The organism is Pseudomonas sp. WS 5411 (assembly GCF_012985595.1).
Taxonomy (GTDB): domain Bacteria; phylum Pseudomonadota; class Gammaproteobacteria; order Pseudomonadales; family Pseudomonadaceae; genus Aquipseudomonas; species Aquipseudomonas shahriarae.
In genome coordinates this window covers 521,141-542,735 of the sequence record NZ_JAARMC010000003.1, presented here as the reverse complement: position 1 = coordinate 542,735, position 21,595 = coordinate 521,141, and the positions used below count along the sequence as shown (strand labels likewise).

Genomic DNA, 21,595 nt, shown 5'->3' with positions numbered 1-21,595 from the left:
AATAAACACAAAAAATGTGGGAGCTGGCTTGCCGGCGATGCTGCCGCCTCGGTGTCTCTGTTGCACCGAGGTGATGCTATCGCAGGCAAGCCAGCTCCCACAGTGTCCGCGTTTCACATCAATCCAGTGTCGAACCACTGATCGGTAGACCACGCTCCGGGAAAAACAGGCGCTGCAACTCCGCCCCTGGATTCTCCGCACGCATAAAGGTCTCGCCGACCAGGAACGAATACACGTCGCTGATTTCCATCAACTCCACATCCGCACGATTGACGATCCCGCTCTCGGTAATCACCAGGCGGTCACGAGGAATGCGCGGCAGCAGGTCCAGGGTGGTTTCCAGGTTGACGTCAAAGGTGTGCAGGTTGCGGTTGTTGACCCCAACCAGTCGTGTGTCGAGGGTTTTCAGCGCGCGCTCCAGTTCGTCACCGTCATGGACCTCGACCAGCACATCCAGGCCCACGCCTTTGGCAACCGCCGCCAACTCGGCCATCTGCACGTCGTCCAGCGCCGAAACGATCAGCAGCACGCAATCCGCGCCCAACGCCCGGGCCTCGACGATCTGGTACGGGTCGATCATGAAGTCCTTGCGGATCACCGGCAACTTGCACGCGGCGCGGGCTTGTTGCAGGTAAGCGTCGGAACCCTGGAAGTAGTCGATATCGGTCAACACCGAAAGGCAAGTTGCCCCGCCCTTCTCATAGCTGGCAGCAATCTCTGCCGGCACGAAGTTCTCGCGGATCACGCCTTTGCTCGGCGAGGCCTTTTTGATCTCGGCGATCACCGCTGGCTGCTTGAGCCTGGCCTGGGTGATCAGGGCATTGGCAAAGCCGCGGGGTGCATCGGCGCTTTTTGCCAGGTTTTCCAACTCGGCCAGGCTCACCCGTGCGCGGCGTTCGGCCACTTCTTCAACTTTGCGGGCGAGGATGTTTTCCAGAACTGTTGGCACGCTCATCCTTCATTCTCCATCTTGAATACGGCCGTGAATGCTCCCAGCTCTTCGAGCTTTTCGCGAGCCAGACCCGTATGCAGCGCATCGTGGGCCAAGGCGACACCTTCTGTAAGACTATAGGCGTGATCGGCTGCATAAAGTGCCGCGCCAGCATTCAGAACAATCATCTCTGCCGCTTTCTGACCGTTCTCGGTCTTGCGACGCCCCAGGGCATCGCGAATCAATTCAAGGGACGCCGCCGGGCTTTCTACCGCCAGGCCATGCAGGCTCTGGCTCTTCATACCGAGGTCTTCTGGCTCGACCCAATATTCGGTGACCTGATCGTTCTTCAGCTCGGCCACAAAGGTTGGGGCCGCCAGGCTGAATTCGTCCAGGCCATCCTTGGAGTGCACCACTAGCACGTGTTTGCTGCCCAGGCGCTGCAGGACTTCGGCCAATGGCCGGCACAGCGCCTGGCTGAACACGCCCACCACCTGATGCTTCACACCGGCCGGATTCGTAAGCGGGCCAAGCATGTTGAACAGGGTACGCAGGCCAAGGTCCTTGCGCGGGCCCGCGGCGTGTTTCATCGCCCCATGGTGGGACTGGGCAAACATAAAGCCGATACCGACGTTGTCGATGCAGCGCGCCACCTGCACCGGGGTCAGGTTCAGGTAGATCCCGGCCGCTTCCAGCAGATCGGCACTGCCGCTCTTGCCCGATACCGCGCGGTTGCCGTGCTTGGCCACGGTGCAGCCGGCAGCGGCTACGACAAAGGATGATGCCGTCGAAACGTTGAAAATATTCGCACCGTCACCGCCGGTGCCGACCACATCGACCACGCCGTCGAGGGTCTTGAGTTCGACCTTGTCCGCCAGTTCACGCATCACCGAGACGGCGCCGACGATTTCGTCGATGCTCTCGCTCTTCATGCGCATGGCCATCATAAAGGCGCCAATCTGCGCATCGGTGCATTGGCCGGTCATGATTTCGCGCATGACATCGCTCATTTCAGCGGTGCTCAGGTCCAGATGGCCGACGATACGGCTCAGGGCAGTCTTGATATCCATGGAAAGTCCTTAGCGCGTGCCGCCGCTCTGCTTGAGAAAGTTGGCGAACAGCTCGTAGCCCTGCTCGGTCAGAATTGATTCAGGGTGAAACTGCACCCCTTCGACATTCAGTGTCTTGTGCCGCAGGCCCATGATCTCGTCGACCGAGCCGTCTTCCAGCTGGGTCCAGGCCGTCAGTTCCAGGCATTCGGGCAAGGTCTCGCGCTTGACCACCAGTGAGTGGTAACGGGTCACCGTCACCGGCAGGTTCAATCCCTGGAACACACCTTGATCATTATGGAACACCGGGCTGGTCTTGCCGTGCATCACCTGGCGGGCACGCACCACGTCGCCGCCAAATGCCTGGCCGATGGACTGGTGGCCCAGGCAAACCCCGAGAATCGGCAGCTTGCCGGCGAAAAACCGGATGGCTTCCAGGGAGATACCCGCCTCGGTCGGCGTGCAGGGGCCTGGGGAAACCACGATACGCTCCGGGTTCAGGGCAGCAATCTGCGCCACCGTCATTTCATCGTTGCGCACCACCTTGACCTCGGCACCGAGCTCGCCCAGGTATTGCACAACGTTGTAGGTAAAGGAGTCGTAGTTATCAATCATCAGCAACATGTGGGTTCAAACCTCTTGAATTCACTGATTTCGAATGACCGCCTTCCAGGAGCGTGACCCGCTGCCAGACGCACGTTCCGGTTGCCAGGGTCAGCCGGCAAGGGGCGTCGAACAAAGGGTGAAGAAGGCAAATCGGTACAGGTCCGGCCGGGCCGGCAGAGAAAATTCAGGCGCGCCAACGCCAACGGGCGTGTGCCTTGACTACTCGCATCAAGAGTTTGCTGATGATCAACACGGGGAGGGTCTCATTCATACGTTCCCGCACAGTAACGTAGCCTCGCCAGCGGTGCAATATAGAGCAGCAAATACGGGGGGCATGACGAAGGTTTTGTAAGAAAAAACGATTTTCCTCACAGAAAACTCCCTCTACATTGCTAGTGTTTCACTTCCGATACAAAAACAATCATATGGAATCCCTATGCTCAGACCATCTTTTGTTGCGCCCCTTGCCGGATGCCTCCTGGCACTGGCCTGCGCGCAGGCGTTTGCAGCACCGTCACCTTATTCAACCATGGTGGTTTTTGGCGATAGCCTGGCGGACGCCGGCCAGTTCCCCGATGGTGTGTCCGGTGCCACCCTGCGTTTTACCAACCGTACCGGCCCCACATTCCAGGGTGACTACGGCCTGGTTTCATCGACCCTGCTGGGCTCCAAACTGGGTGTAGCGCCAAACGACCTGAATGCCTCCACCTCGCCGGTTCGCGCCGCGCAAGGCTTGCCTGACGGCAATAACTGGGCGGTCGGCGGCTACCGTACCGACAACATCCTGGATTCCATCACCTCAGCCTCCGACACGGCGATCCCCCCCGGCAATGCGGGCGCGGGCACTGTTTTACGCAGTCGCCAGGGTTACCTGCCAGCAAACGGTGGGCGGGCCGACCCCAACGCGCTGTATTTTCTGTCCGGTGGCGGTAATGACTTCCTGCAACAGCGCGTCCTCAGTCCAGGCCAAGCCGTTGCCGCAGGCGGGCGCCTGGCCGACAGCGCCCAGGCTCTGCAACAAGCCGGTGCGCGCTACATCATGGTGTGGATGCTGCCCGACCTGGGCCTGACACCCGCCATCAACGGCACGCCGCAGCAGGCTGGGACGTCCGCCCTGAGCACTATTTTCAACCAGGCACTGGTACAGCGCCTGTCGCAGATCGACGCCCAGATCATCCCGTTGAATATTCCACTGCTGTTGCAGGAAACCTTCGCCGACCCAGGCCGATTTGGCCTGGCGACCGGGCAGAACCTTACCGGCACCTGCTTCACTGGCAACAGTTGCACCGCCAACCCGACGTATGGCATCGGCGGCACCCAGCCGGACCCGACCAAGCTGATCTACAACGACTCGGTCCACCCCACCGTCGCCGGGCAACGCTTGATTGCCGACTATGCCTACTCGCTGCTCGCCGCCCCCTGGGAGCTGAGCCTGCTGCCAGAAATGGCCCAAGGCACCCTGCGCGCCCATCAGGATGAGCTGCGTAACCAGTGGCAGGCAGACAACGGCAACTGGCAAGCCGTCGGCCAATGGCGCGCAATTGTCGCCGGTGGTGGTCAGCGCCTGGACTTCGACGGTCAAGGCAGCTCGGCCAGTGGCGACGGCAGTGGCTACAACCTGAATGTCGGCGGCAGCTATCGTCTCGACGACAGCTGGCGCGTAGGTGTCGCGGCTGGGCTGTATCGCCAGACACTCGAAGCCGGCGCCAGCGACTCGGACTACAAGCTCAACAGCTACATGGGCAGCGCATTCGCGCAGTATCAGCACAATCACTGGTGGGCCGATGCCGCGCTGACCGGCGGCCGGCTGGACTTCGACAGCCTCAAGCGCAAGTTCGCCCTGGGCGTCAGCGAAGGCTCAGAAAAAGGTGACACCGACGGCTGGCTCTGGGCCTTGAGCGGCCGCGTAGGCTATGACATTGCCGGGGTCGGCAGCGATTGGCACCTGTCGCCGTTCATCAGCGCCGACTATGCGCGAATCGAAGTCGATGGCTACTCGGAAAAAGGCAGCCGCTCCACCGCGCTGACCTTTGCCAACCAGCAACGCGACTCCAAACGCCTGGGCGTTGGCCTGCAGGGCAGCTACCGCGTCACCCCGCAAACCCAGGTTTTTGGCGAAGTGGCCCACGAGCATGAGTTCGAAAACGACACCCAGAAGGTGAACATTGCGCTCAACAGCGTGCAGGGGATCGGCTTCGAACTCGATGGCTATACCCCTCGCAGCAATTCGGATCGCTTGAGTCTCGGGGTCAGCCACAAGCTCACCCAGGAGCTGGCGTTGCGCGCGGCGTATAACGTGAGGAAGGATGACAGCCTGACCCAGCAAGGGGTCAGTGTCGGAGTGAGCCTGGATTTCTAATACGGCCTTAAAAACAACATAAAACCCATGTGGGAGCGGGCTTGCCCGCGATAGCGGTGGTTCAGTCACTGCATCGGTGACTGACAGACCGCCATCGCGGGCAAGCCCGCTCCCACACAAGCCCAACCCCACATTTAGATCGGGATCGACCGTCAGTCTTGCGGGGTCTGCTCGGCCAATGCCACCGCACGGAACATCGCCCGGCGCTTGTTCAGGGTTTCTTCCCACTCAAGGGCCGGCACCGAGTCGGCGACAATCCCGCCGCCCGCCTGCACATGCAGTTCGCCGTCCTTGATCACCGCCGTGCGGATCGCAATGGCCGTGTCCATGTTGCCATTCCACGCGAAATAACCCACGGCGCCGCCGTAGACCCCACGCTTGACCGGCTCCAGCTCGTCGATGATTTCCATCGCACGAATCTTCGGGGCGCCGGACAAGGTGCCCGCCGGCAGAATTGCGCGCAGCGCGTCCATCGCCGTCAGGCCGGCCTTCAGCTCGCCGGTGACGTTGGACACAATGTGCATCACGTTGGAATAACGCTCGATCACCATCTTCTCGGTGAGCTTCACCGAGCCGATTTCCGAAACGCGTCCGGTGTCGTTACGCCCCAGGTCGATGAGCATCAAGTGCTCGGCGATTTCCTTGTCGTCGGACAGCAGGTCTTCTTCAAGTGCCAGGTCGGCCTCTTCGGTCGCGCCACGGGGGCGCGTGCCGGCAATCGGCCGCACGGTGATCAGGTTGTCTTCGACGCGCACCAGCACTTCCGGCGAGCTGCCCACTACGTGGAAATCGCCAAAGTTGAAGAAGTACATGTACGGCGTCGGGTTGAAGCAGCGCAGCGCCCGGTACAAGTCGATGGGCGCCGCCTTGAAGTCGATGGACATCCGCTGCGACGGCACCACTTGCATGCAGTCACCGGCGAGGATGTATTGCTTGATGGTATCGACCGCGCGCTCGTAGTCATCCTGGGTAAAGCTGGAGCGAAATACCGGATCGGCCGCCGGCGGACGGCTGAGGTCCAGGCCGCGACGCGGGGTGATCGGCTGGCGCAGCTTGTCCAGCAGCGCTTCGAGGCTGGCCTGGCCTTGCTCGAACGCATCGGCCTGGGCCGGGTCGGCGAGCACAATCGCGTGCATCTTGCCGGCCAGGTTGTCGAACACCACCACCGCGTCGGAAACCATCAGCAGGATGTCCGGCACACCCAACGGGTCGGGGTTCGGGCATTTGCCCAGGCGTTGCTCCACGTAACGCACGCAGTCGTAGCCGAAATACCCCACCAGGCCGCCATTGAAACGCGGCAAACCAGCAATGGTTGGCACGTTGTAGCGCGCCTTGAAGGCTTCGACGAAGGCCAGCGGGTCTTGCACATCGTGGCTTTCGATCTCGACGCCATCATGGGTGATGCTGACATGATGGTCATGCACCCGCAGGACCGTGCGGCACGGCAGGCCGATGATCGAGTAACGGCCCCACTTTTCGCCGCCCTGCACCGATTCCAGCAGATAGGAATTGGGCTCGTCGGCCAGTTTCAGGTAGATCGACAGCGGCGTATCGAAGTCGGCCAGGGTTTCCCGGGCCATGGGGATGCGGTTGTAGCCGGCAGCGGCCAAACGCAGGAATTCTTCGCGGATCATGGGGTGCCTCGTGGCGTGAGGGTCTAACAGTCAGGTAGGCAAACGTGCCGCAGCGCGGCCAGGATCAGTCAGGCGCGCCAACGCCAGCGGGCCAGGGCCTTGATGACTTTCATCCAGAGTTTGCGAGTGACCACCACGATGGGATTTCCAGAAGGGGATGGGACAGCGTCGGGCAACGTTATCTCAGCGCCCGCTCCCAAGCAACCGGGGATTAGCAGTCGCAGGTCATCAATGACCAGCGCCGGCGACTCTTCGGCAATCGGCCGGCCATGGTTGTAGCCATAGCTTAAGGCCACACACTTGACCCCCGCCGCTTTCGCCGCCAGCACATCGCTGCGCGAATCGCCGACAAACAGCGACTGGGACGCCGGGATATTGGCCATTTTCATCACAAAGAACAACGCCGCCGGATCCGGTTTTTTCTGCGGCAGGGTATCGCCGCCGATGATCCAGCGGAAATACCGGCCGATCTTCATCTGGTCCAGCAGCGGCGCGACGAAGCGTTCCGGCTTGTTGGTGATCAGGGCCATTTCCACGCCCTGCTTGTGCAGCCACTTGAGGGTGTCGCGCACGCCGGGGTAAACCACGGTCAGTTCGTGGCCGTCTTCGTAGGCCGCGTTGAACAGTTCCAGCGCGTGCTCGGCCTCCACCTCATCGACACCTTCGGCATCAATGTGATTGGCCAGCGCACGGCGCACCAGCATCTGCACGCCGTTGCCGACCCACTCGCGTACCGATTCGATACCGGCAGGCTTGCGCCCCAACTTGAGCAACATGTGATCCACCGCAGCCGTCAGGTCCGGGACCGAATCGACCAGGGTGCCGTCCAGATCGAACATCACCAGCCGCGGCAATTTACCGGGGAACAGCTGCTCAAAACCGCTCATGGACGCGCCAGCGCCAGTTCTTCACGCATCTTGGCAATCACGGCCTGGTAGTCAGGGGTGTTGAAGATCGCCGAGCCGGCGACGAAGGTGTCGGCGCCCGCCGCCGCGATATCACGGATGTTGTTGACGTTGACCCCACCGTCGATCTCCAGGCGGATATCACGGCCAGAGGCGTCAATCAGCGCACGGGCCTCACGCAGCTTGTCGAGGGTGCCGGGAATGAACTTCTGCCCGCCAAAACCCGGGTTGACGCTCATCAGCAAGACCATGTCGACCTTGTCCATCACGTACTTGAGGGTGTCCAGCGGGGTCGCCGGGTTGAACACCAGGCCAGCCTTGCAGCCGCCTTCGCGGATCAGTTGCAGGGAGCGGTCGACATGCAGCGTGGCTTCCGGGTGGAAGGTGATGTAGGTCGCACCGGCTTCGATGAAGTCGCCGATGATGCGGTCCACCGGGCTGACCATCAGGTGCACGTCAATCGGCGCGGTCACGCCGTACTTGCGCAGCGCGGCGCAAACCATCGGGCCGATGGTCAGGTTCGGCACATAGTGGTTGTCCATGACATCGAAGTGCACGAAGTCGGCACCGGCGGCCAACACGTTGTCCACTTCCTCGCCCAGGCGGGCGAAGTCGGCGGAGAGAATCGATGGAGCAATTACGAAGGGCTGCATGACGCACCTTTTCTGAGCTAAATCACGATGGCGCGCATTGTATACCTCATGCTTTGTTGCGCGCACCGTGACCTGACTCAATGACTAGTACGCGGCGCGGTAGATTTTCTCGATATCCGCCGCACTGAGCTTGCGCGGATTGTTGCGCATCAGGCGCTCGATTCCCGCGGCTTCTAAGGCCATGGCCGGAATCGCCTCCTCTGGCACGCCGAAGCTGCGCAAGCCGCTAGGGATCTCCACTGCGGCGCACAGTCGCGTCATGGCCTCCACCGCCTGGTCCGCTGCATCGTTGACGCTCAAGCCCGTGATATTCACCCCCATGGCCTGGGCGATATCCTGCATGCGCTCGACGCAGGCCAGCTTGTTCCAGTGCATCACATAGGGCAGCAGCAACGCGTTGCTCACCCCGTGGGCAATGTTGAAACGCCCGCCCAACGGGTAGGCCAGCGCATGCACCGCCCCCACCCCGGCATTGCCAAAGGCCATGCCGGCCATCAGGCTGGCCGTGGCCATATCGTCCCGCGCCTGCAGGTTGGCCGGGTTGGCGTAGGCCTTGGGCAAGGCGTTGGCGATTAACTTGATCGCGCCAATGGCCAGGGCATCGGTGATTGGCGAGGCGTTCAGGGACAGATAGGACTCGATGGCATGCACCAGGGCATCCACACCACTGGCAGCCGTAACACTGCGCGGGCAGGTCAGGGTCATTTGCGGGCTGATCAGCGCAACATCCGGCAGCAGGTAGTCGCTGACGATGCCTTTTTTCAATTGCGCGGCCTTGTCCGACAGAATCGCCACATTGGTCACTTCCGACCCCGTGCCGGCCGTGGTGGGAATGGCAATCAGCGGCGGGCCTTTGCGCGGCACCTGGTCCACACCGAACAAATCCTCGAGTGCGCCGTGATAACCGGCATAGGCGGCGACGCTCTTGGCGATATCAATGGCACTGCCACCGCCCACGCCGATCAGGCCGTCATGCCCGCCTTCGCGGTAGGCCTGCATGCAGTCTTCGACGATGGCGATCTCCGGGTCGGGCAGCACCCGGTCGAAAATCTCGTAGGGCCGATCACCCAACTGCGCCAATGCCAGTTGCACCGTACCGGACTTGACCAGCGCAGCATCGGTGACGATCAACGGGTTGTCGATATCCAGCCGGGTCAGCTCGGCGGCCAATTGCTCGATGGCGCCTGGGCCGGTGAGCAATTTGTGGGCGATCTTGAATGAGGAGGTACTCATGTGCGCGGCCTCTTATAAATTGGTGGGCTGGCACAAGAATAGCTGGGGAATGCGGGTTGTCTGCCATTCAGCGGCTGAATGGTTGGGTCATTCAAAGCGGGCCCGGTCAATGTAGGAGCTGGCTCGCCTGCGATGGCCTCGACTCGGTGCATCAGGTGTACCGAGTCGAGGCCATCGCAGGCAAGCCTGCTCCCACAGGTGACCGGGTTTCAGCAGTCAGACCTGCGCCGTCCGCAGTTTTTCGCTGCGCCCACGCAGCCACTCCAGGGTCAGCAACAGCACCACCGAGAAGGCAATCAGCAAGGTCGCCGCTGCGGCAATGGTCGGGCTGAGGTTTTCGCGGATGCCGCTGAACATCTGCCGAGGCAAGGTGGCCTGCTCGGGCCCGGCGAGGAACAGCGTCACCACCACCTCATCGAACGACGTGGCAAAGGCAAACAGCGCCCCGGAAATGACGCCCGGCGCAATCAGCGGCAGCGTCACCCGGCGAAACGCGGTCAACGGCGACGCCCCCAGGCTGGCCGCGGCTCGCACCAGGTTGTGGTTGAAGCCCTGCAAGGTCGCCGACACGGTGATGATCACAAAGGGCACGCCCAGCACCGCATGCACCACGATCAGCGAAAAGAAACTGTTGCCCAGCCCCAGCGGGGCAAAGAACAAGTAACTCGCCACGCCGATAATCACCACCGGTACCACCATCGGCGAAATCACCAGGGCCATCACCAGCGCCTTGCCGGGGAAGTGGCCACGGGTCAGGCCAATAGCGGCCAACGTGCCAAACACCATCGCCAGCACCGTGGCCGCCGGGGCGACGATGATGCTGTTCTTCAAGGCGCGCATCCATTCCGCCGAGGCAAAGAAGTCCTGGTACCAGTGCAGCGAAAACCCCTGCAGCGGGTACACCAGGAAACTCCCGGAGTTGAACGACAGCGGGATGATCACCAGCACCGGCAGGATCAGGAACAACAGGATCAGGCCGCAGAGGATCCGCAAGCTGTAGAACCACACCCGCTCGATGGGTGACATATAAGGACTGCTGGACATTTCAGGCGCTCCTCAGCTCAGGCGCAGGCGGCTGGCGCCCACCAGCCAGTTGTAGATCAGGTACAGCACCACGGTCGCCAGCAGCAGCAAGCCGCCCAGCGCAGTCGCCATGCCCCAGTTGATGCTGGTGTTGGTGTAGAACGCCACGAAGTAGCTGACCATCTGGTCGTTCGGGCTGCCCAGCAAGGCCGGGGTGATGTAGTAGCCAATCGCCAGGATAAACACCAGCAGGCAACCGGCACCCACACCCGCGTAGGTCTGTGGGAAGTACACCCGCCAGAAACTGGCGAATGGGTGACAACCCAAAGAGATCGCCGCACGCATGTAGGTCGGTGAAATGCCCTTCATCACGCTGTAGATCGGCAGAATCATGAACGGCAGCAGGATATGCACCATGGAGATGTAGACCCCCAGCCGGTTGAACACCAACTCCAGAGGCTTATCAATGATGCCCAAGCCCATCAGCGCGCCGTTGATCAGCCCGCCGGACTGCAGCAGCACAATCCAGGCGGCCACGCGCACCAGCACCGAGGTCCAGAAGGGCAGCAGCACGAGGATCATCAACAGGTTGCTTTGCCGCGCCGGCAGGTTGGCCAGCAGGTACGCCAGCGGATAGGCCAGCAGCAGGCAGCACACGGTAATCACCAGGCCCATCCAGAAGGTGCGGGCGAAGATATCGAGGTAAATCGCCTGGTCCGGCGTGGCCGGCGCGACTTCGCCGAGGTCGTCGATCCGATGATCGACCGCCGCCAGCAGGTAATAAGGCGTGAGGCTGCTGGTGTTGCGCCGGATGGCCTGCCAGTACGCGGGGTCGCCCCAGCGTTCGTCGAGGTTTTCCAGCGCTTCTTTATAAGAGGCCGGCACTTCGCTGAACGGCAGCGCCCGCGCGGTTTTGGTCAACAGGCTGCGATAACCCGCCAGCTCCATGTTCAGGCGCTTGGACAAATCGCCCAGGGTCTGGTTTTTCCGGGCTTCACCCAGGTCCTCGCTGACAGCCTGGTACACCGACTCGCCGGGCAAGCCGCGACCATCCCAGGCGGTCACCGCCACCACGGTACGCGGCAGGCCAGCGACCACTTCCGGGTTACCGACGCTTTTGTACAACAGCGCAACGATGGGCACCAGGAACACCAGCAGCAAAAACACCACCAGCGGCGCGATCAAGGCCTGGGCCTTCCAGCGGTTAAGCCGCTCGGCACGCGCCAGGCGCTGCTTCAAGCTGGGGGTGGTGACCTCGTTCGAGGGAACGGCGATGGCCATGGCAAACTCCGGAAAATCTACAGTTGAAACCCGTGTGGAAGGCCCCCTTGTGGGAGCCGGGCTTGCCCGCGATGGCAGCACCTCGGTGTGTCGGGTCTACCGAGGTGCTGCCATCGCAGGCAAGCCAGCTCCCACAGGGGTTAAGCGGTGGGGCTTGTTATTTGGCAGCCCAGGAATTGAAGCGCTGCTCCAGTTGCTCACCGTTATCCGCCCAGAAGCTCACATCAATCTGCACCTGGTTGGCGATGTTTTCCGGAGTAGTCGGCATATCCTTGAGGATGTCCTTGGCCAGCAGCGGCACGGCTTGGGTATTGGCCGGGCCGTAGGCGATGTTTTCCGAGTAGATTTTCTGTTGCTGCGGTGCAACGGAGAAGGCGATAAATTTCTTCGCCGCCTCGGCGCGCTCCTTGCCCAGGCCCTTGGGGATCGCCCAGGCGTCGAAATCGTAGATACCGCCGTTCCACACCACTTTCAGGTTGCTCTCTTTCTGCACGGCGGCGATCCGGCCGTTATAGGCCGAGCTCATCACCACGTCACCCGAGGCCAGGTACTGCGGCGGCTGGGCGCCGGCCTCCCACCACTGGATCGACGGTTTGAGCTCATCGAGTTTCTTGAAGGCGCGGTCCTGGCCGTCCTTGCCGGCCAGCACTTTATACACGTCCTTGGGCGCTACACCGTCGGCCATCAGGGCGAATTCCAGGGTGTACTTGGCCCCCTTGCGCAAGCCGCGCTTGCCGGGGAAATTTTTGGTGTCCCAGAAGTCCGCCCAACTGGTTGGGGCCGTTTTCAGTTTGTCGGCGTTGTACGCCATCACCGTGGACCACACAAAGAAACCCACGCCACAGGGCTGGATCGCGCCTTTCACATAGTCGTCGGGGTTGCCGAACAGCTTCGGATCCAACGGTTCGAACATGTCCTCGTCACAGCCACGGGACAGTTCCGGCGACTCGACTTCCACCAGGTCCCAGGACACGCTCTTGGTGTCGACCATGGCTTTGACCTTGGCCATCTCGCCGTTGTACTCGCCAGCGATGATCTTGCCGTTGCCCGCGCTTTCCCACGGGGCATAGAAAGCCTTGACCTGGGCCGCCTTGTTCGCGCCGCCAAACGACACCACCGTCAGGTCCGGACCTGCCATGACCTGTGAAGCACTCGCCAGGCCGATGGCCAGGGCGGTCAATTTCAGGGATCTCAACATTTATTGTTCTCTCCACGTGCAGGGTTGGATGAAGCCAAGGGGGCGATCAATTCGCCTCTAGAAGTGGATCGAGTGCGCGAACGTGCTCGACTTGCCAGCCAATCGGAACCACATCGCCGACCGTCAGTGCCGGATCCAGCTCGGCGATCGGTTGTTTCACAAAGAAATCGGCCTTGCCGCAGACTTCCAGGCGCACGCGCACGTGGTCGCCCAGATAGATAAATTCGGCCACCCGGCCCGAGAAGCGGTTGCTGCAGCTTTCGCTGGAACCGTTGAGGCTGACCCGCTCCGGGCGCACCGACAGCGTCACCGGGCCACCGATCTGCCCGACATTCACCGCCAGCGCCTCGACCTTCTCGCCGCGCGCCAGCTCAACCACGCACCGCTCGCCGGTGTGGCTGTGCAGGCGGCCGTTAAGACGGTTGTTCTCGCCGATGAAATTGGCGACGAAGGTGTTTTTCGGCTCTTCATACAAAGTGCGCGGCGGTGCGATCTGCTGGATCTCGCCCTGGTGGAACACCGCTACCCGGTCGGACATAGTCAGCGCTTCCCCCTGGTCGTGGGTCACGTAAACCACGGTCACGCCGAGGCGCTGGTGCAGGTGCTTGATCTCCATCTGCATGTGTTCACGCAGCTGTTTATCGAGGGCACCGAGGGGTTCGTCCATCAGCACCAGCTGCGGCTCGAACACCAGGGCGCGAGCCAGGGCCACCCGTTGCTGCTGGCCGCCGGAGAGCTGCGCCGGGTAGCGCTGGGCGAAGGCGTCGAGCTGGACCATGCTCAGCACGCGCTTGACCCGTTCGCTGACATCAGTCTTGCTCAAGCCCCGCACCGTCAGGGGGAACGCCAGGTTCTCAGCCACCGTCATGTGCGGGAACAGCGCATAGTTCTGGAACACCATGCCAATGTCGCGCTTGTGCGGCGGCACATTGTTGATCGAGCGCCCGGCCAGCAGGATCTCCCCGGCGGTCGGGGTTTCGAAGCCGGCGAGCATCATCAGGCTGGTGGTCTTGCCCGAACCAGACGGGCCCAGCAGGGTGAGAAATTCGCCCTTGCGAATGTCCAGGTTGAGGTCTTTGACGATCAGGTTCTCGCCGTCGTAGCTCTTCTGCACACCACGAAAGCTGACCAGCACATCATTTGAATCCGCCTCGCTCATACCCGCACCTTTGTGTTTTGGACTGCTGTAGAGCTAGCGTAGTCCAGGCGCAAGCCCCCGGAAATCGGGGCGCAGGAGAGATTGGCATCAGCAGGATGGAAGGTTCGGGGTAGGGATCGCCCTACACGGATGGCGGGCAAGGGACAGTTGCGCAGCAAGCTTCAAGCGACAAGCTGCAAGCACGGGCTTCCGGGGGTTTGGGCGATGTCGCAAATAGATACGCTCCTATAGGAGCTTGTGCTCCATCGCGTACTTCACCAGCTCGGCCAGGGAGCTGATGTTGAGTTTTTGCATCAACCGCGCCTTATGGGTGCTGATGGTCTTGCTGCTCAGGGCCAGTTGCTGGGCGATATCGTTGACGTTGGCGCCCTGGGCCAAACGCTCGAACACCGAGAACTCGCGCTCGGACAACAGCGAATGCAAGGGCCGGGCATCGGTGAGGCCGACCTCAAACACCATGCGGTCCGCCAGGTCCGGGTCGATATAGCGCCCGCCCGCGGCGACTTTGCGGATTGCCGTCAACAACAGCGCAGGATCGCTGTCCTTGGTGGCATACCCAGCCGCACCGACCTTCAGCGCCCGGGCGGCCATTTGTGCCTCGTCATGCATCGACAGCACCAGGATGGCCGGCGGGTTGTTCAGCGCGCGGATCCGCGCAATCGCCTCCAGGCCGTTGACCCCGGGCATGGAGATATCCAGCAGCACCACCTCGCAGGGCGTGTGACGCAAGGCTTCCAACAGCTGTTCGCCGTTGCCCGCCTCGCCCACCACCAGCAGGTCCTTGGCCAGGCCGATCAACTGCTTGATGCCTTCACGGACGATGGTGTGGTCTTCGGCTACCAATACGCGGATCACGGCAATTTCCTCTCTCTATAGCGATTAAACGCCGACATTCAAAATGTGCGAGCAAGCCCACAAGGGATCTATGGCGAATCCAACGGCACCGTAACGCTCAGAGTGGTGCCCTCCCCCAGTTCGCTGTCGAGGGTCAACTGCCCGCCCATGATCAGCACCCGCTCGCGCATGCCCACCAAACCAAACGACACCGGGCGCCCCGGCGCAGGGACGAAGCCTGCGCCATCATCACTGATGGTCAACCGCAGATTGGCGCCCTCCACCACCAGGGTCAACTCCACCGTATGCGCCTGGGCATGGCGCATGACGTTGGTCAGCGCCTCCTGCAGGATACGGAACAGGCCAATGGCCTTGGCGTCACTCAGGGCCGGGAGGTTGTCCGGCACCTGCACCAGGCACGGAATCTGTGTGCGCGCCTCAAACCGCCGGGCCTGCCACTCGATGGCCGAGGCGATCCCGGCGTCGAGAATCGGCGGGCGCAACGCCGTGGCCACATCACGGACCAATTGGAACAGTTGAGCGATCAGGCGCTTCATGCTGTTCAGGCGCTCGTGCAGGCCTGGGTCCAACTGGGCGTAGGCCAACTCGCACATGGAGGTTTCCAGCTTCAACACCGTGAGCATCTGCCCCAGCTCATCGTGAACTTCGCGGGCGATCCGCGCCTTCTCTTCCTCACGCACGGTTTCCAGGTGCGCTGAGAGTTCGCGCAGTTGCGCCCGCGAGGCGTCCAATTCCAGCTCAATGCGTTTGCTGTCGCTGATGTCCCAGACGATCCCGTCCCAGACCACCGCCCCATCGTCCAGACGCCGGGTGACCGCCTTGATCTCGGCCCAGCGCTGCTCGCCCTGGCGGGTCAGGATGCGGCCCTGCCACGACCAGTTGCTCTCGGTGTCGATGGCCTGGTCCTGGGTCTGGTGATAACTGGCGCGATCATCCGGGTGGACCAGACTGCGAATCCCCACATCGCGGTGGCTGAGCACGGACGGCGAATAGCCCACCAGGCGCTCGCTGCCTTCGCTGATATAGGCAAAGTCGATGGCGGCGCTCAACGGCAGACGCTCCAGGCGAAACACCAGCCCTGGCACATTGGCGGCGATGCCTTGCAGGCGCGCTTCACTTTCCTGCAGCGCGGCCAAGGCCCGGCGGCGCTCGGTGACGTCGTTGAGGTACACCACCAGGTATTCGCCACCGGCAAAGCGCAGGAAACTCAAGGACACATCCGTGGGCAACAGGCTGCCATCCGCGCGCAGGCACTGGGTGGCGAAGCTCTGCGGCCCGTCTTCACTGGCCCGGGCGCGCTTCCACAGGTTCAGCCAGCGGTCCATGCTCAGATTGGGTTCGAACTCGATCAGCGGGCGCTCGATCAACGCTCCCGGGGCATAACCGAGCATGGTTTCGGCGGCGACGTTGGCGTAGCGCACATGGCTGTCCCAATTGACCCAGAGGATACCCACGGTACTTTGATCAATCGAAAACTGGGTCAGACGCAATGCTTCGGCGCCCGCCGCACGGGCAGCGCTTTCCTCACGCGTGGCCAGCAACTGGTGTTCCAGGGCATGTTTTTGCCGACGCTGCCACAGGGCAACCGTCAGGCACGCGAGCAACAGCAGGCCCAGCAGCAGGCTGAGGTTTTGCCAGAATCCCGGTGATTCCGACAGGCGTGGGTATTTGGGTTGCAGCCAGCGGGCATGCAATTGCTCCAGCTCACGGGCTGGAATGGCGCGCAGGCCGCTCTCGACAATCTCTGCCAGGGCTGGCCAGTCACGCCGGGTGGCCACCCGCAACAGTTGCGGCAATCCAATATCGCCGACCACGGCCAAACCGGCGAACTCGGGCTCGATCGACAAGCGGCTCAACTGCGCCTCATCGACTACCGCATAGCGCGCCTGCTGGCTGACCAATAGCTGCAAGGCCTGGCGCTCCAGGGGCACACCTTGCAGGTTCAGCCTGGGGTAATTGCTGCGCAGGTAATCCGCCACGCCGCTGGGCATGCGCACGGCGACCCGGGACTGTTCATCGAGTTTTTCCAGGTCCACAGTGCCGCTGCCGTCGCGAATGCCAACAATGTGCTGGGGCACGCGCATATACGGGTCGGAAAACTGCCACAGGCGCAGGCCGGCAGGGGTTTGTAGCAGACCTGGGGCGAGGTCGACCGCATCCTCGCGCAAGGCGTCCTCCAACTGCTCCTGCGTGGGGAAGTTGCGCCAGGTGAGCTCGATATTCAGCGCCTTGGCCAGCGCCTGCATCAGCTCGACATTGGCTCCGGACAAGCGCTGCAGGCGCCGGTCGTATTGCGCGTAAGGCGCCTGCAACACCACCCCGACCCGCAGTTGCGGGTGCTGCGCCAACCACTCGCGCTGCTGCAGGTTGAGCACCGCAGGCGGCACCACAGACGCAGGCGCGGCATTCACCATCAAGGGCAAGCACAGATAGCCGATAACCAGCAGACAGCGAAAATTCATCATTCACATCTCACATCCAACCCATTAGGCTGCCGGGATCACTTCTGGCCGGGATTCCACTATGCCCCTGCTTCACCGTTCGACACTGCCAGCATTGTGCCTGTCGCTGCTGTTTACCAGCACCTTTTGCGTGCAGGCGGCTGACACCGCGCCGGCGGCCGCCGAAAAACCACCAGAACGCCAGCCTCTGCCAGAGCGTAGCCAGGAGGAAGCCCAGGCCCTGGAGCGACAACTGCCGCCCCACGAGCAGCAACAATTGCAGGCCGGCGACGAGTCGTTCCTGGCGCTGTGGAAACCGGCGAACAGCCCTGAACCGCAGGGTGTGGTGATTATCGTCCCCGGCGCCGGAGAAACGGCTGACTGGCCGCAAGCCATCGGGCCTTTGCGCCAGAAGCTGCCGGATGCCGCCTGGAGCAGCCTGAGCCTGTCGCTGCCCGACCTGAGCGTCGATACCCTGCCGCCGCGGGTGATCCAGGCTCCCGATGCAGCCGTCGACAGCAGCAGCAAAGATGCCAGCACTGCCGCGCCCAAGCCCATCGAACAGGCGGCCAGCGCCGAAGCCGAGGGCACCGACCCGGCCGTGGTCCCTGGCGTGGATGAGCAGGACAAGACCGACGCGACACGGATCTTCGCCCGCATCGACGCAGCCGTCGCCTATGCCCAGACCCAGAACGCCCGCAGCGTGGTGCTGCTGGGGCACGGGACTGGGGCCTGGTGGGCTGCGCGCTACCTGAGCGAAAAACAACCGGCCCAGGTGCAAAAGTTCATCATGGTCGCGGCGCAGTCGCCGGTGGGCCGTCAACCGGATCTGCAACAGCTGACCCCGACATTGAAGCTGGCGACCGCCGATGTCTTCTATCAGGACAACGCCCTGGCCAGCAAAATGGCGCTGGAGCGCAGCCAGGCGAGCAAGCGGCTGAAGAATGACAACTACAAGCAGGTGTCGTTGAAGACTATTCCTGGGAATAGCGCAGCGGCCCAGGAACAGTTGTACCGGCGGATTCGCGGCTGGTTGAGCCCGCAAAGCAGCGGTAGCTGAGCCCAACTGCCCCGCCCCGTCTGTGGTTGTGGTTGTGGTTGTGGTTGTGGTTGTGGTTGTGGCGAGCGGGCTTGCCCGCGTTGGGTTTGTGTACATATCCGTTGCTGCGGTCATGGCCACTTAGGGTTCCGCCCTTACGGCGGCTCACTTTGGAGAAGCGCCAAAGTAAGCAAAACGCTCTTGCCCCACCACTCGGTGCCTCGCCTAGGCTCGGCATGCCCGCAGTCAGGCATTGCTCCGTGGGCCCGCCGCGATCGGCCATCCATGGCCGTGTCGCGGCTACCCCGGCATCCCTGCCGGGGTGCCCACTGCGCAATACCTGCCTGCGGCCAGCGTGGTTTAACGGGGCGCCTGAGATCAAGATCAAAAGCCAGATCAAAAGCAGAGCAAAAGCAGAGCCAGAGCTGCGAAGCTGCATTCCCCTGTGGGAGCTGGCTTGCCTGCGATAGAGATATCTCGGCCAATACATCTATCGACTGATAGACCGCCATCTCGGCGCCCCCCCCCGAATCACTGCTGGATCGCAGGCACATCGAGACTAGACGAGGTGCCGAGTGGTGGGTACCCGGCCTCCGATGTCAGGAGCCCTTGGTTACTTTGGGGCTCTTTTTTTACGGGCCGGGCACATGGTTGACGGGTGTGCGGGGACAGGGTGGACACTTTTGGCAAGCACGCTCGCCACAGGCGGTCGGGTCAGCGGAAATCCCGCTGCTCGCGAATGATCGTGTAGGCACTATGCAGCTCTCGGGTGCGCTCCGTGGCCTCGCGCACTTGAGCGGGGCTGGCGCCAGTGCCGGCAATCTTGTCCGGGTGGTGCCGACTGAGCAGCCGTCGATAGGCACGTTTGATGACCGCAGGCTCTGTCGTGCCGGTCACCCCGAGAATCCGCAGGGCCTCTTGATAGGTGCTACCGCGGGTGACCAGAGGCTTGCGTTCCGGCTCATAGTCATGGGCCAGTGCCTGGAGTTGTTGCGGCGTCCACCCCAGCCATTTGCCCCATAGCTCGATCAGCTCGCGCTCAGCGGGGCTGGCCTTGCCGTCGGCCCAGACCATGCGCCAGCAGGCGCGCAGCACGCCTTCCGCCGCATGGGGCTGCACCTTGAGCACGCGCAGGTAACTGCGCACGCGGTCGGTCCCCGACTTGCCTCGGTTGAACGCGGCAATCGCCCGGCGCTGGGCCGGCTCGCTCATGTCCAGCGAGCGCATCTCCACCCGCGCCTGCTGGATATGGCCGTCCACCACCCGCCCATTACTCTTGGCCAGGCGGCCCAGCAGGACAAACAGCAGTTCGTCATTGCGCAGCGCCGGCCGGCCGCCCAGGCGTTCGCGCAGTTGGGCCCAACTGTGCAATTGCAGGCGCCGATCCAGTGCCTGCCCCAGCAACCCACCCAACATGGCCCCCGGAATGCTGGCGATGGCAAAACCCGCCCCGGCGCCGATCAGAGTCCCAGGCCACAACATCTTACTGGCCCACGGTCAGCAGACTTTCAACCTGCGCCAGGCGCTCCAGCGTACCGACGTCAATCCAGCGTCCATCCATGTGTTCCCCCGAGACCAAGCCTTGAGCCATCGCCGTGCGCAGCAAGGGCGCCAGCTTGAAGGCACCGGCACTGCAACCCGCGAACAGCTTGGGGTGCAGCACCGAAATGCCACTGAAGGTCAGGTTATCGGCACCGGGCGCTGCATCATGAAGCAAACCATCCTTGATATAGAAATCGCCACCACTGGGGTGATGAGGCGGGTTATCGACCATGACCAAGTGCGCCAAGCCGCTCAAGGGCTGCTTGAGGCGGACAAAGTCGTAGTCAGTCCAGATATCGCCATTGACCACCAGGAACGGCTCCTCCCCCAGCAAGGGCAAGGCCTGGAAGATTCCGCCACCGGTTTCCAGGGGCTCGCCCTCTGGCGAATACTGGATACGCACGCCGTACTGCGCGCCGTCTCCCAGATAACTCTCGATTTGCTGGCCCAGCCAGGCATGGTTGATGACGATATCGGTGAATCCCGCTTTCGCCAGCGCCTCCAGGTGGTGCTCGATCAGGCGCTTGCCACCGGCCTGGACCAACGGTTTTGGGGTGTGCAGGGTGAGCGGACGCATCCGCTCGCCCTTGCCGGCCGCCAGGATCATCGCCTTCATACGTGGGCCTCGGCCGGTTGGCGCAGGCTGGCCAGCAACTCACCCAGGTCGGTCAGTTCCGGCCGATCGGCCAGCACCGCGTCTATATAGGCAAAGAAGCGCGGCACGTCCGCCAGGTAGCGCGGTTTGCCATCACGGTGGCAGATACGCGCAAAGATACCGATGACCTTGAGGTGACGCTGCACCCCCATCAAGTCGCTGGCGCGCAGGAAATCTTCAAAGTCCGCCTGCACCGGGATGCCCAATTGGCCAGCACGTTCCCAATAACCACGCTGCCATTCGCGCACCCGCGCCTGGGGCCAACTGAGGAAGGCGTCCTTGAACAGGCAGGTGATGTCGTAGGTCACGGGGCCGTAGACCGCATCCTGGAAATCCAGCACGCCAGGGTTCGGCACGCTGATCATCAGGTTGCGCGGCATATAGTCGCGATGCACCAGGACCTTGGGCTGGGCCAGGGCGCTGTCGATCAGCAATTGGCTGACCCGCTGCCATTGAGCCAACTGCTGCTCGTCGAACTCAATGCCCAGATGCCGGCGCACGTACCATTCGGGGAACAACTCCAATTCACGGCGCAACAATGGCACGTCGTAGCTGGGCAACCCGGCGTCCATCGGCAATTGCTGGAAAGCCAGCAGCGCGTCGATGGCTTCGGCAAACAATTGATCGGCATTTTCACCGTCAATCACATCCAGATAGGTGTTTTTGCCCAGGTCGTTGAGCAAAAGAAAGCCTTGGGAGAGATCTTCTGCATAAATTTGCGGAACATTTATTCCCGATTTCGCCAACATTCTCGCGATATCGACGAAAGGTTTGCAGTTTTCCTGGGGGGGTGGGGCATCCATCACGATCAATGTGCGACCTTCGCCCTGCCAACGGAAGTACCGTCTGAAACTCGCGTCGCTGCTGGCCGCAGTCAATGTAGCCGGGGGTACGGCCCCCCATCCCTGGGCATGGAAAAGCTCGGGTAACTGCTGATCGAGCCAGACTTTCAGGTGTTGCAAACGTAGATCTTGGTCGGGCATTACAAGGGTCTCCGACGGCGCTAGCCGTCAAGCGGGTCATGCTTTATTA

Annotated in this window: 18 protein-coding genes; 2 read left to right on the top strand and 16 right to left on the bottom strand. The window is 62.2% G+C overall.

All coding sequences use genetic code 11. The annotated features are described in order from the left end of the window. Positions 1 to 118: 118 nt before the first annotated feature. From trpC to HBR93_RS09105, 3 genes are read right to left on the bottom strand one after another with little or no spacing between them, the layout of a single operon-like run. On the bottom strand, positions 119 to 955 hold the full coding sequence (gene trpC, locus HBR93_RS09115; RefSeq protein ID WP_057440331.1) for an indole-3-glycerol phosphate synthase TrpC: 837 nt from the start codon (positions 953 to 955) through the stop codon (positions 119 to 121). Further along, complete coding sequence (trpD, locus tag HBR93_RS09110) at positions 952 to 2,001, bottom strand: anthranilate phosphoribosyltransferase (RefSeq protein ID WP_032858515.1); 1,050 nt, start codon at positions 1,999 to 2,001, stop codon at positions 952 to 954. Before trpD ends, trpC begins: the two co-directional genes overlap by 4 nt. 9 nt (positions 2,002 to 2,010) lie before the next feature. Then, the gene (locus HBR93_RS09105) at positions 2,011 to 2,604 is read right to left on the bottom strand and encodes an aminodeoxychorismate/anthranilate synthase component II (protein ID WP_057440330.1); all 594 of its coding nucleotides are present in this window, start codon (positions 2,602 to 2,604) and stop codon (positions 2,011 to 2,013) included. A 418-nt stretch (positions 2,605 to 3,022) separates the two neighbouring features. On the opposite strand from HBR93_RS09105, the gene estP reads away from it, so the two are divergent. After that, positions 3,023 to 4,945, top strand: a complete 1,923-nt coding sequence (gene estP, locus HBR93_RS09100) for an esterase EstP (RefSeq protein WP_169960155.1) — start codon at positions 3,023 to 3,025, stop codon at positions 4,943 to 4,945. Between the two features lie 152 nt (positions 4,946 to 5,097). Here estP and trpE read toward each other — a convergent pair whose 3' ends face one another. From trpE to HBR93_RS09050, 10 genes are all read right to left on the bottom strand, one after another. Further along, positions 5,098 to 6,579: an anthranilate synthase component I gene (gene trpE / locus HBR93_RS09095; RefSeq protein WP_169960154.1), complete on the bottom strand. Its 1,482-nt coding sequence runs from the start codon at positions 6,577 to 6,579 to the stop codon at positions 5,098 to 5,100. Between the two features lie 68 nt (positions 6,580 to 6,647). After that, positions 6,648 to 7,466 carry a phosphoglycolate phosphatase gene (locus HBR93_RS09090; RefSeq protein WP_057444298.1) on the bottom strand — a complete coding sequence of 273 codons (819 nt, stop codon included), beginning with the start codon at positions 7,464 to 7,466 and terminating at the stop codon, positions 6,648 to 6,650. Next, a complete protein-coding gene (gene rpe, locus HBR93_RS09085) occupies positions 7,463 to 8,137 on the bottom strand; it encodes a ribulose-phosphate 3-epimerase (protein ID WP_057440329.1) in 675 nt (224 codons plus the stop codon). Before rpe ends, HBR93_RS09090 begins: the two co-directional genes overlap by 4 nt. 84 nt (positions 8,138 to 8,221) lie before the next feature. Beyond that, entirely contained in the window at positions 8,222 to 9,370 is a 1,149-nt protein-coding gene (locus tag HBR93_RS09080) for an iron-containing alcohol dehydrogenase (protein WP_057440328.1), read from the bottom strand. 216 nt (positions 9,371 to 9,586) lie between these two features. Next, a complete protein-coding gene (locus tag HBR93_RS09075; protein ID WP_029296783.1) occupies positions 9,587 to 10,414 on the bottom strand; it encodes an ABC transporter permease in 828 nt (275 codons plus the stop codon). A gap of 12 nt (positions 10,415 to 10,426) precedes the next feature. After that, entirely contained in the window at positions 10,427 to 11,674 is a 1,248-nt protein-coding gene (locus HBR93_RS09070; RefSeq protein WP_057960777.1) for an ABC transporter permease, read from the bottom strand. A gap of 157 nt (positions 11,675 to 11,831) precedes the next feature. After that, complete coding sequence (locus HBR93_RS09065; RefSeq protein ID WP_057440326.1) at positions 11,832 to 12,872, bottom strand: ABC transporter substrate-binding protein; 1,041 nt, start codon at positions 12,870 to 12,872, stop codon at positions 11,832 to 11,834. A gap of 46 nt (positions 12,873 to 12,918) precedes the next feature. After that, positions 12,919 to 14,031: an ABC transporter ATP-binding protein gene (locus HBR93_RS09060; protein WP_057440325.1), complete on the bottom strand. Its 1,113-nt coding sequence runs from the start codon at positions 14,029 to 14,031 to the stop codon at positions 12,919 to 12,921. A 225-nt stretch (positions 14,032 to 14,256) separates the two neighbouring features. Further along, positions 14,257 to 14,886, bottom strand: a complete 630-nt coding sequence (locus HBR93_RS09055) for a response regulator transcription factor (RefSeq protein WP_057440324.1) — start codon at positions 14,884 to 14,886, stop codon at positions 14,257 to 14,259. A 68-nt stretch (positions 14,887 to 14,954) separates the two neighbouring features. Then, complete coding sequence (locus tag HBR93_RS09050; protein WP_169960153.1) at positions 14,955 to 17,351, bottom strand: transporter substrate-binding domain-containing protein; 2,397 nt, start codon at positions 17,349 to 17,351, stop codon at positions 14,955 to 14,957. Positions 17,352 to 17,409: 58 nt separating this feature from the next. On the opposite strand from HBR93_RS09050, the gene HBR93_RS09045 reads away from it, so the two are divergent. Then, positions 17,410 to 18,387, top strand: coding sequence for an alpha/beta hydrolase family protein (locus tag HBR93_RS09045; RefSeq protein WP_169960152.1), 978 nt, complete (start codon positions 17,410 to 17,412; stop codon positions 18,385 to 18,387). A 693-nt stretch (positions 18,388 to 19,080) separates the two neighbouring features. Here the strand turns inward: HBR93_RS09045 and HBR93_RS09040 are convergent. From HBR93_RS09040 to HBR93_RS09030, 3 genes are read right to left on the bottom strand one after another with little or no spacing between them, the layout of a single operon-like run. Then, positions 19,081 to 19,848, bottom strand: a complete 768-nt coding sequence (locus HBR93_RS09040; RefSeq protein ID WP_057960783.1) for a TerB family tellurite resistance protein — start codon at positions 19,846 to 19,848, stop codon at positions 19,081 to 19,083. A 1-nt stretch (position 19,849) separates the two neighbouring features. Continuing rightward, positions 19,850 to 20,524, bottom strand: a complete 675-nt coding sequence (murU, locus tag HBR93_RS09035; RefSeq protein WP_169960151.1) for an N-acetylmuramate alpha-1-phosphate uridylyltransferase MurU — start codon at positions 20,522 to 20,524, stop codon at positions 19,850 to 19,852. Further along, on the bottom strand, positions 20,521 to 21,546 hold the full coding sequence (locus HBR93_RS09030) for a phosphotransferase (protein ID WP_115129126.1): 1,026 nt from the start codon (positions 21,544 to 21,546) through the stop codon (positions 20,521 to 20,523). Before HBR93_RS09030 ends, murU begins: the two co-directional genes overlap by 4 nt. Positions 21,547 to 21,595 lie beyond the last annotated feature (49 nt).

Excerpts from the sequence above, each read along its gene's own strand:
- trpC (WP_057440331.1), bottom strand. The coding sequence starts at position 955 with ATGAGCGTGCCAACAGTTCTGGAAAACATCCTCGCCCGCAAAGTTGAA.
- trpD (WP_032858515.1), bottom strand. The coding sequence starts at position 2,001 with ATGGATATCAAGACTGCCCTGAGCCGTATCGTCGGCCATCTGGACCTG.
- HBR93_RS09105 (WP_057440330.1), bottom strand. The coding sequence starts at position 2,604 with ATGTTGCTGATGATTGATAACTACGACTCCTTTACCTACAACGTTGTG.
- estP (WP_169960155.1), top strand. The coding sequence starts at position 3,023 with ATGCTCAGACCATCTTTTGTTGCGCCCCTTGCCGGATGCCTCCTGGCA.
- trpE (WP_169960154.1), bottom strand. The coding sequence starts at position 6,579 with ATGATCCGCGAAGAATTCCTGCGTTTGGCCGCTGCCGGCTACAACCGC.
- HBR93_RS09090 (WP_057444298.1), bottom strand. The coding sequence starts at position 7,466 with ATGAGCGGTTTTGAGCAGCTGTTCCCCGGTAAATTGCCGCGGCTGGTG.
- rpe (WP_057440329.1), bottom strand. The coding sequence starts at position 8,137 with ATGCAGCCCTTCGTAATTGCTCCATCGATTCTCTCCGCCGACTTCGCC.
- HBR93_RS09080 (WP_057440328.1), bottom strand. The coding sequence starts at position 9,370 with ATGAGTACCTCCTCATTCAAGATCGCCCACAAATTGCTCACCGGCCCA.
- HBR93_RS09075 (WP_029296783.1), bottom strand. The coding sequence starts at position 10,414 with ATGTCCAGCAGTCCTTATATGTCACCCATCGAGCGGGTGTGGTTCTAC.
- HBR93_RS09070 (WP_057960777.1), bottom strand. The coding sequence starts at position 11,674 with ATGGCCATCGCCGTTCCCTCGAACGAGGTCACCACCCCCAGCTTGAAG.
- HBR93_RS09065 (WP_057440326.1), bottom strand. The coding sequence starts at position 12,872 with ATGTTGAGATCCCTGAAATTGACCGCCCTGGCCATCGGCCTGGCGAGT.
- HBR93_RS09060 (WP_057440325.1), bottom strand. The coding sequence starts at position 14,031 with ATGAGCGAGGCGGATTCAAATGATGTGCTGGTCAGCTTTCGTGGTGTG.
- HBR93_RS09050 (WP_169960153.1), bottom strand. The coding sequence starts at position 17,351 with ATGATGAATTTTCGCTGTCTGCTGGTTATCGGCTATCTGTGCTTGCCC.
- HBR93_RS09045 (WP_169960152.1), top strand. The coding sequence starts at position 17,410 with ATGCCCCTGCTTCACCGTTCGACACTGCCAGCATTGTGCCTGTCGCTG.
- HBR93_RS09040 (WP_057960783.1), bottom strand. The coding sequence starts at position 19,848 with ATGTTGTGGCCTGGGACTCTGATCGGCGCCGGGGCGGGTTTTGCCATC.
- murU (WP_169960151.1), bottom strand. The coding sequence starts at position 20,524 with ATGAAGGCGATGATCCTGGCGGCCGGCAAGGGCGAGCGGATGCGTCCG.
- HBR93_RS09030 (WP_115129126.1), bottom strand. The coding sequence starts at position 21,546 with ATGCCCGACCAAGATCTACGTTTGCAACACCTGAAAGTCTGGCTCGAT.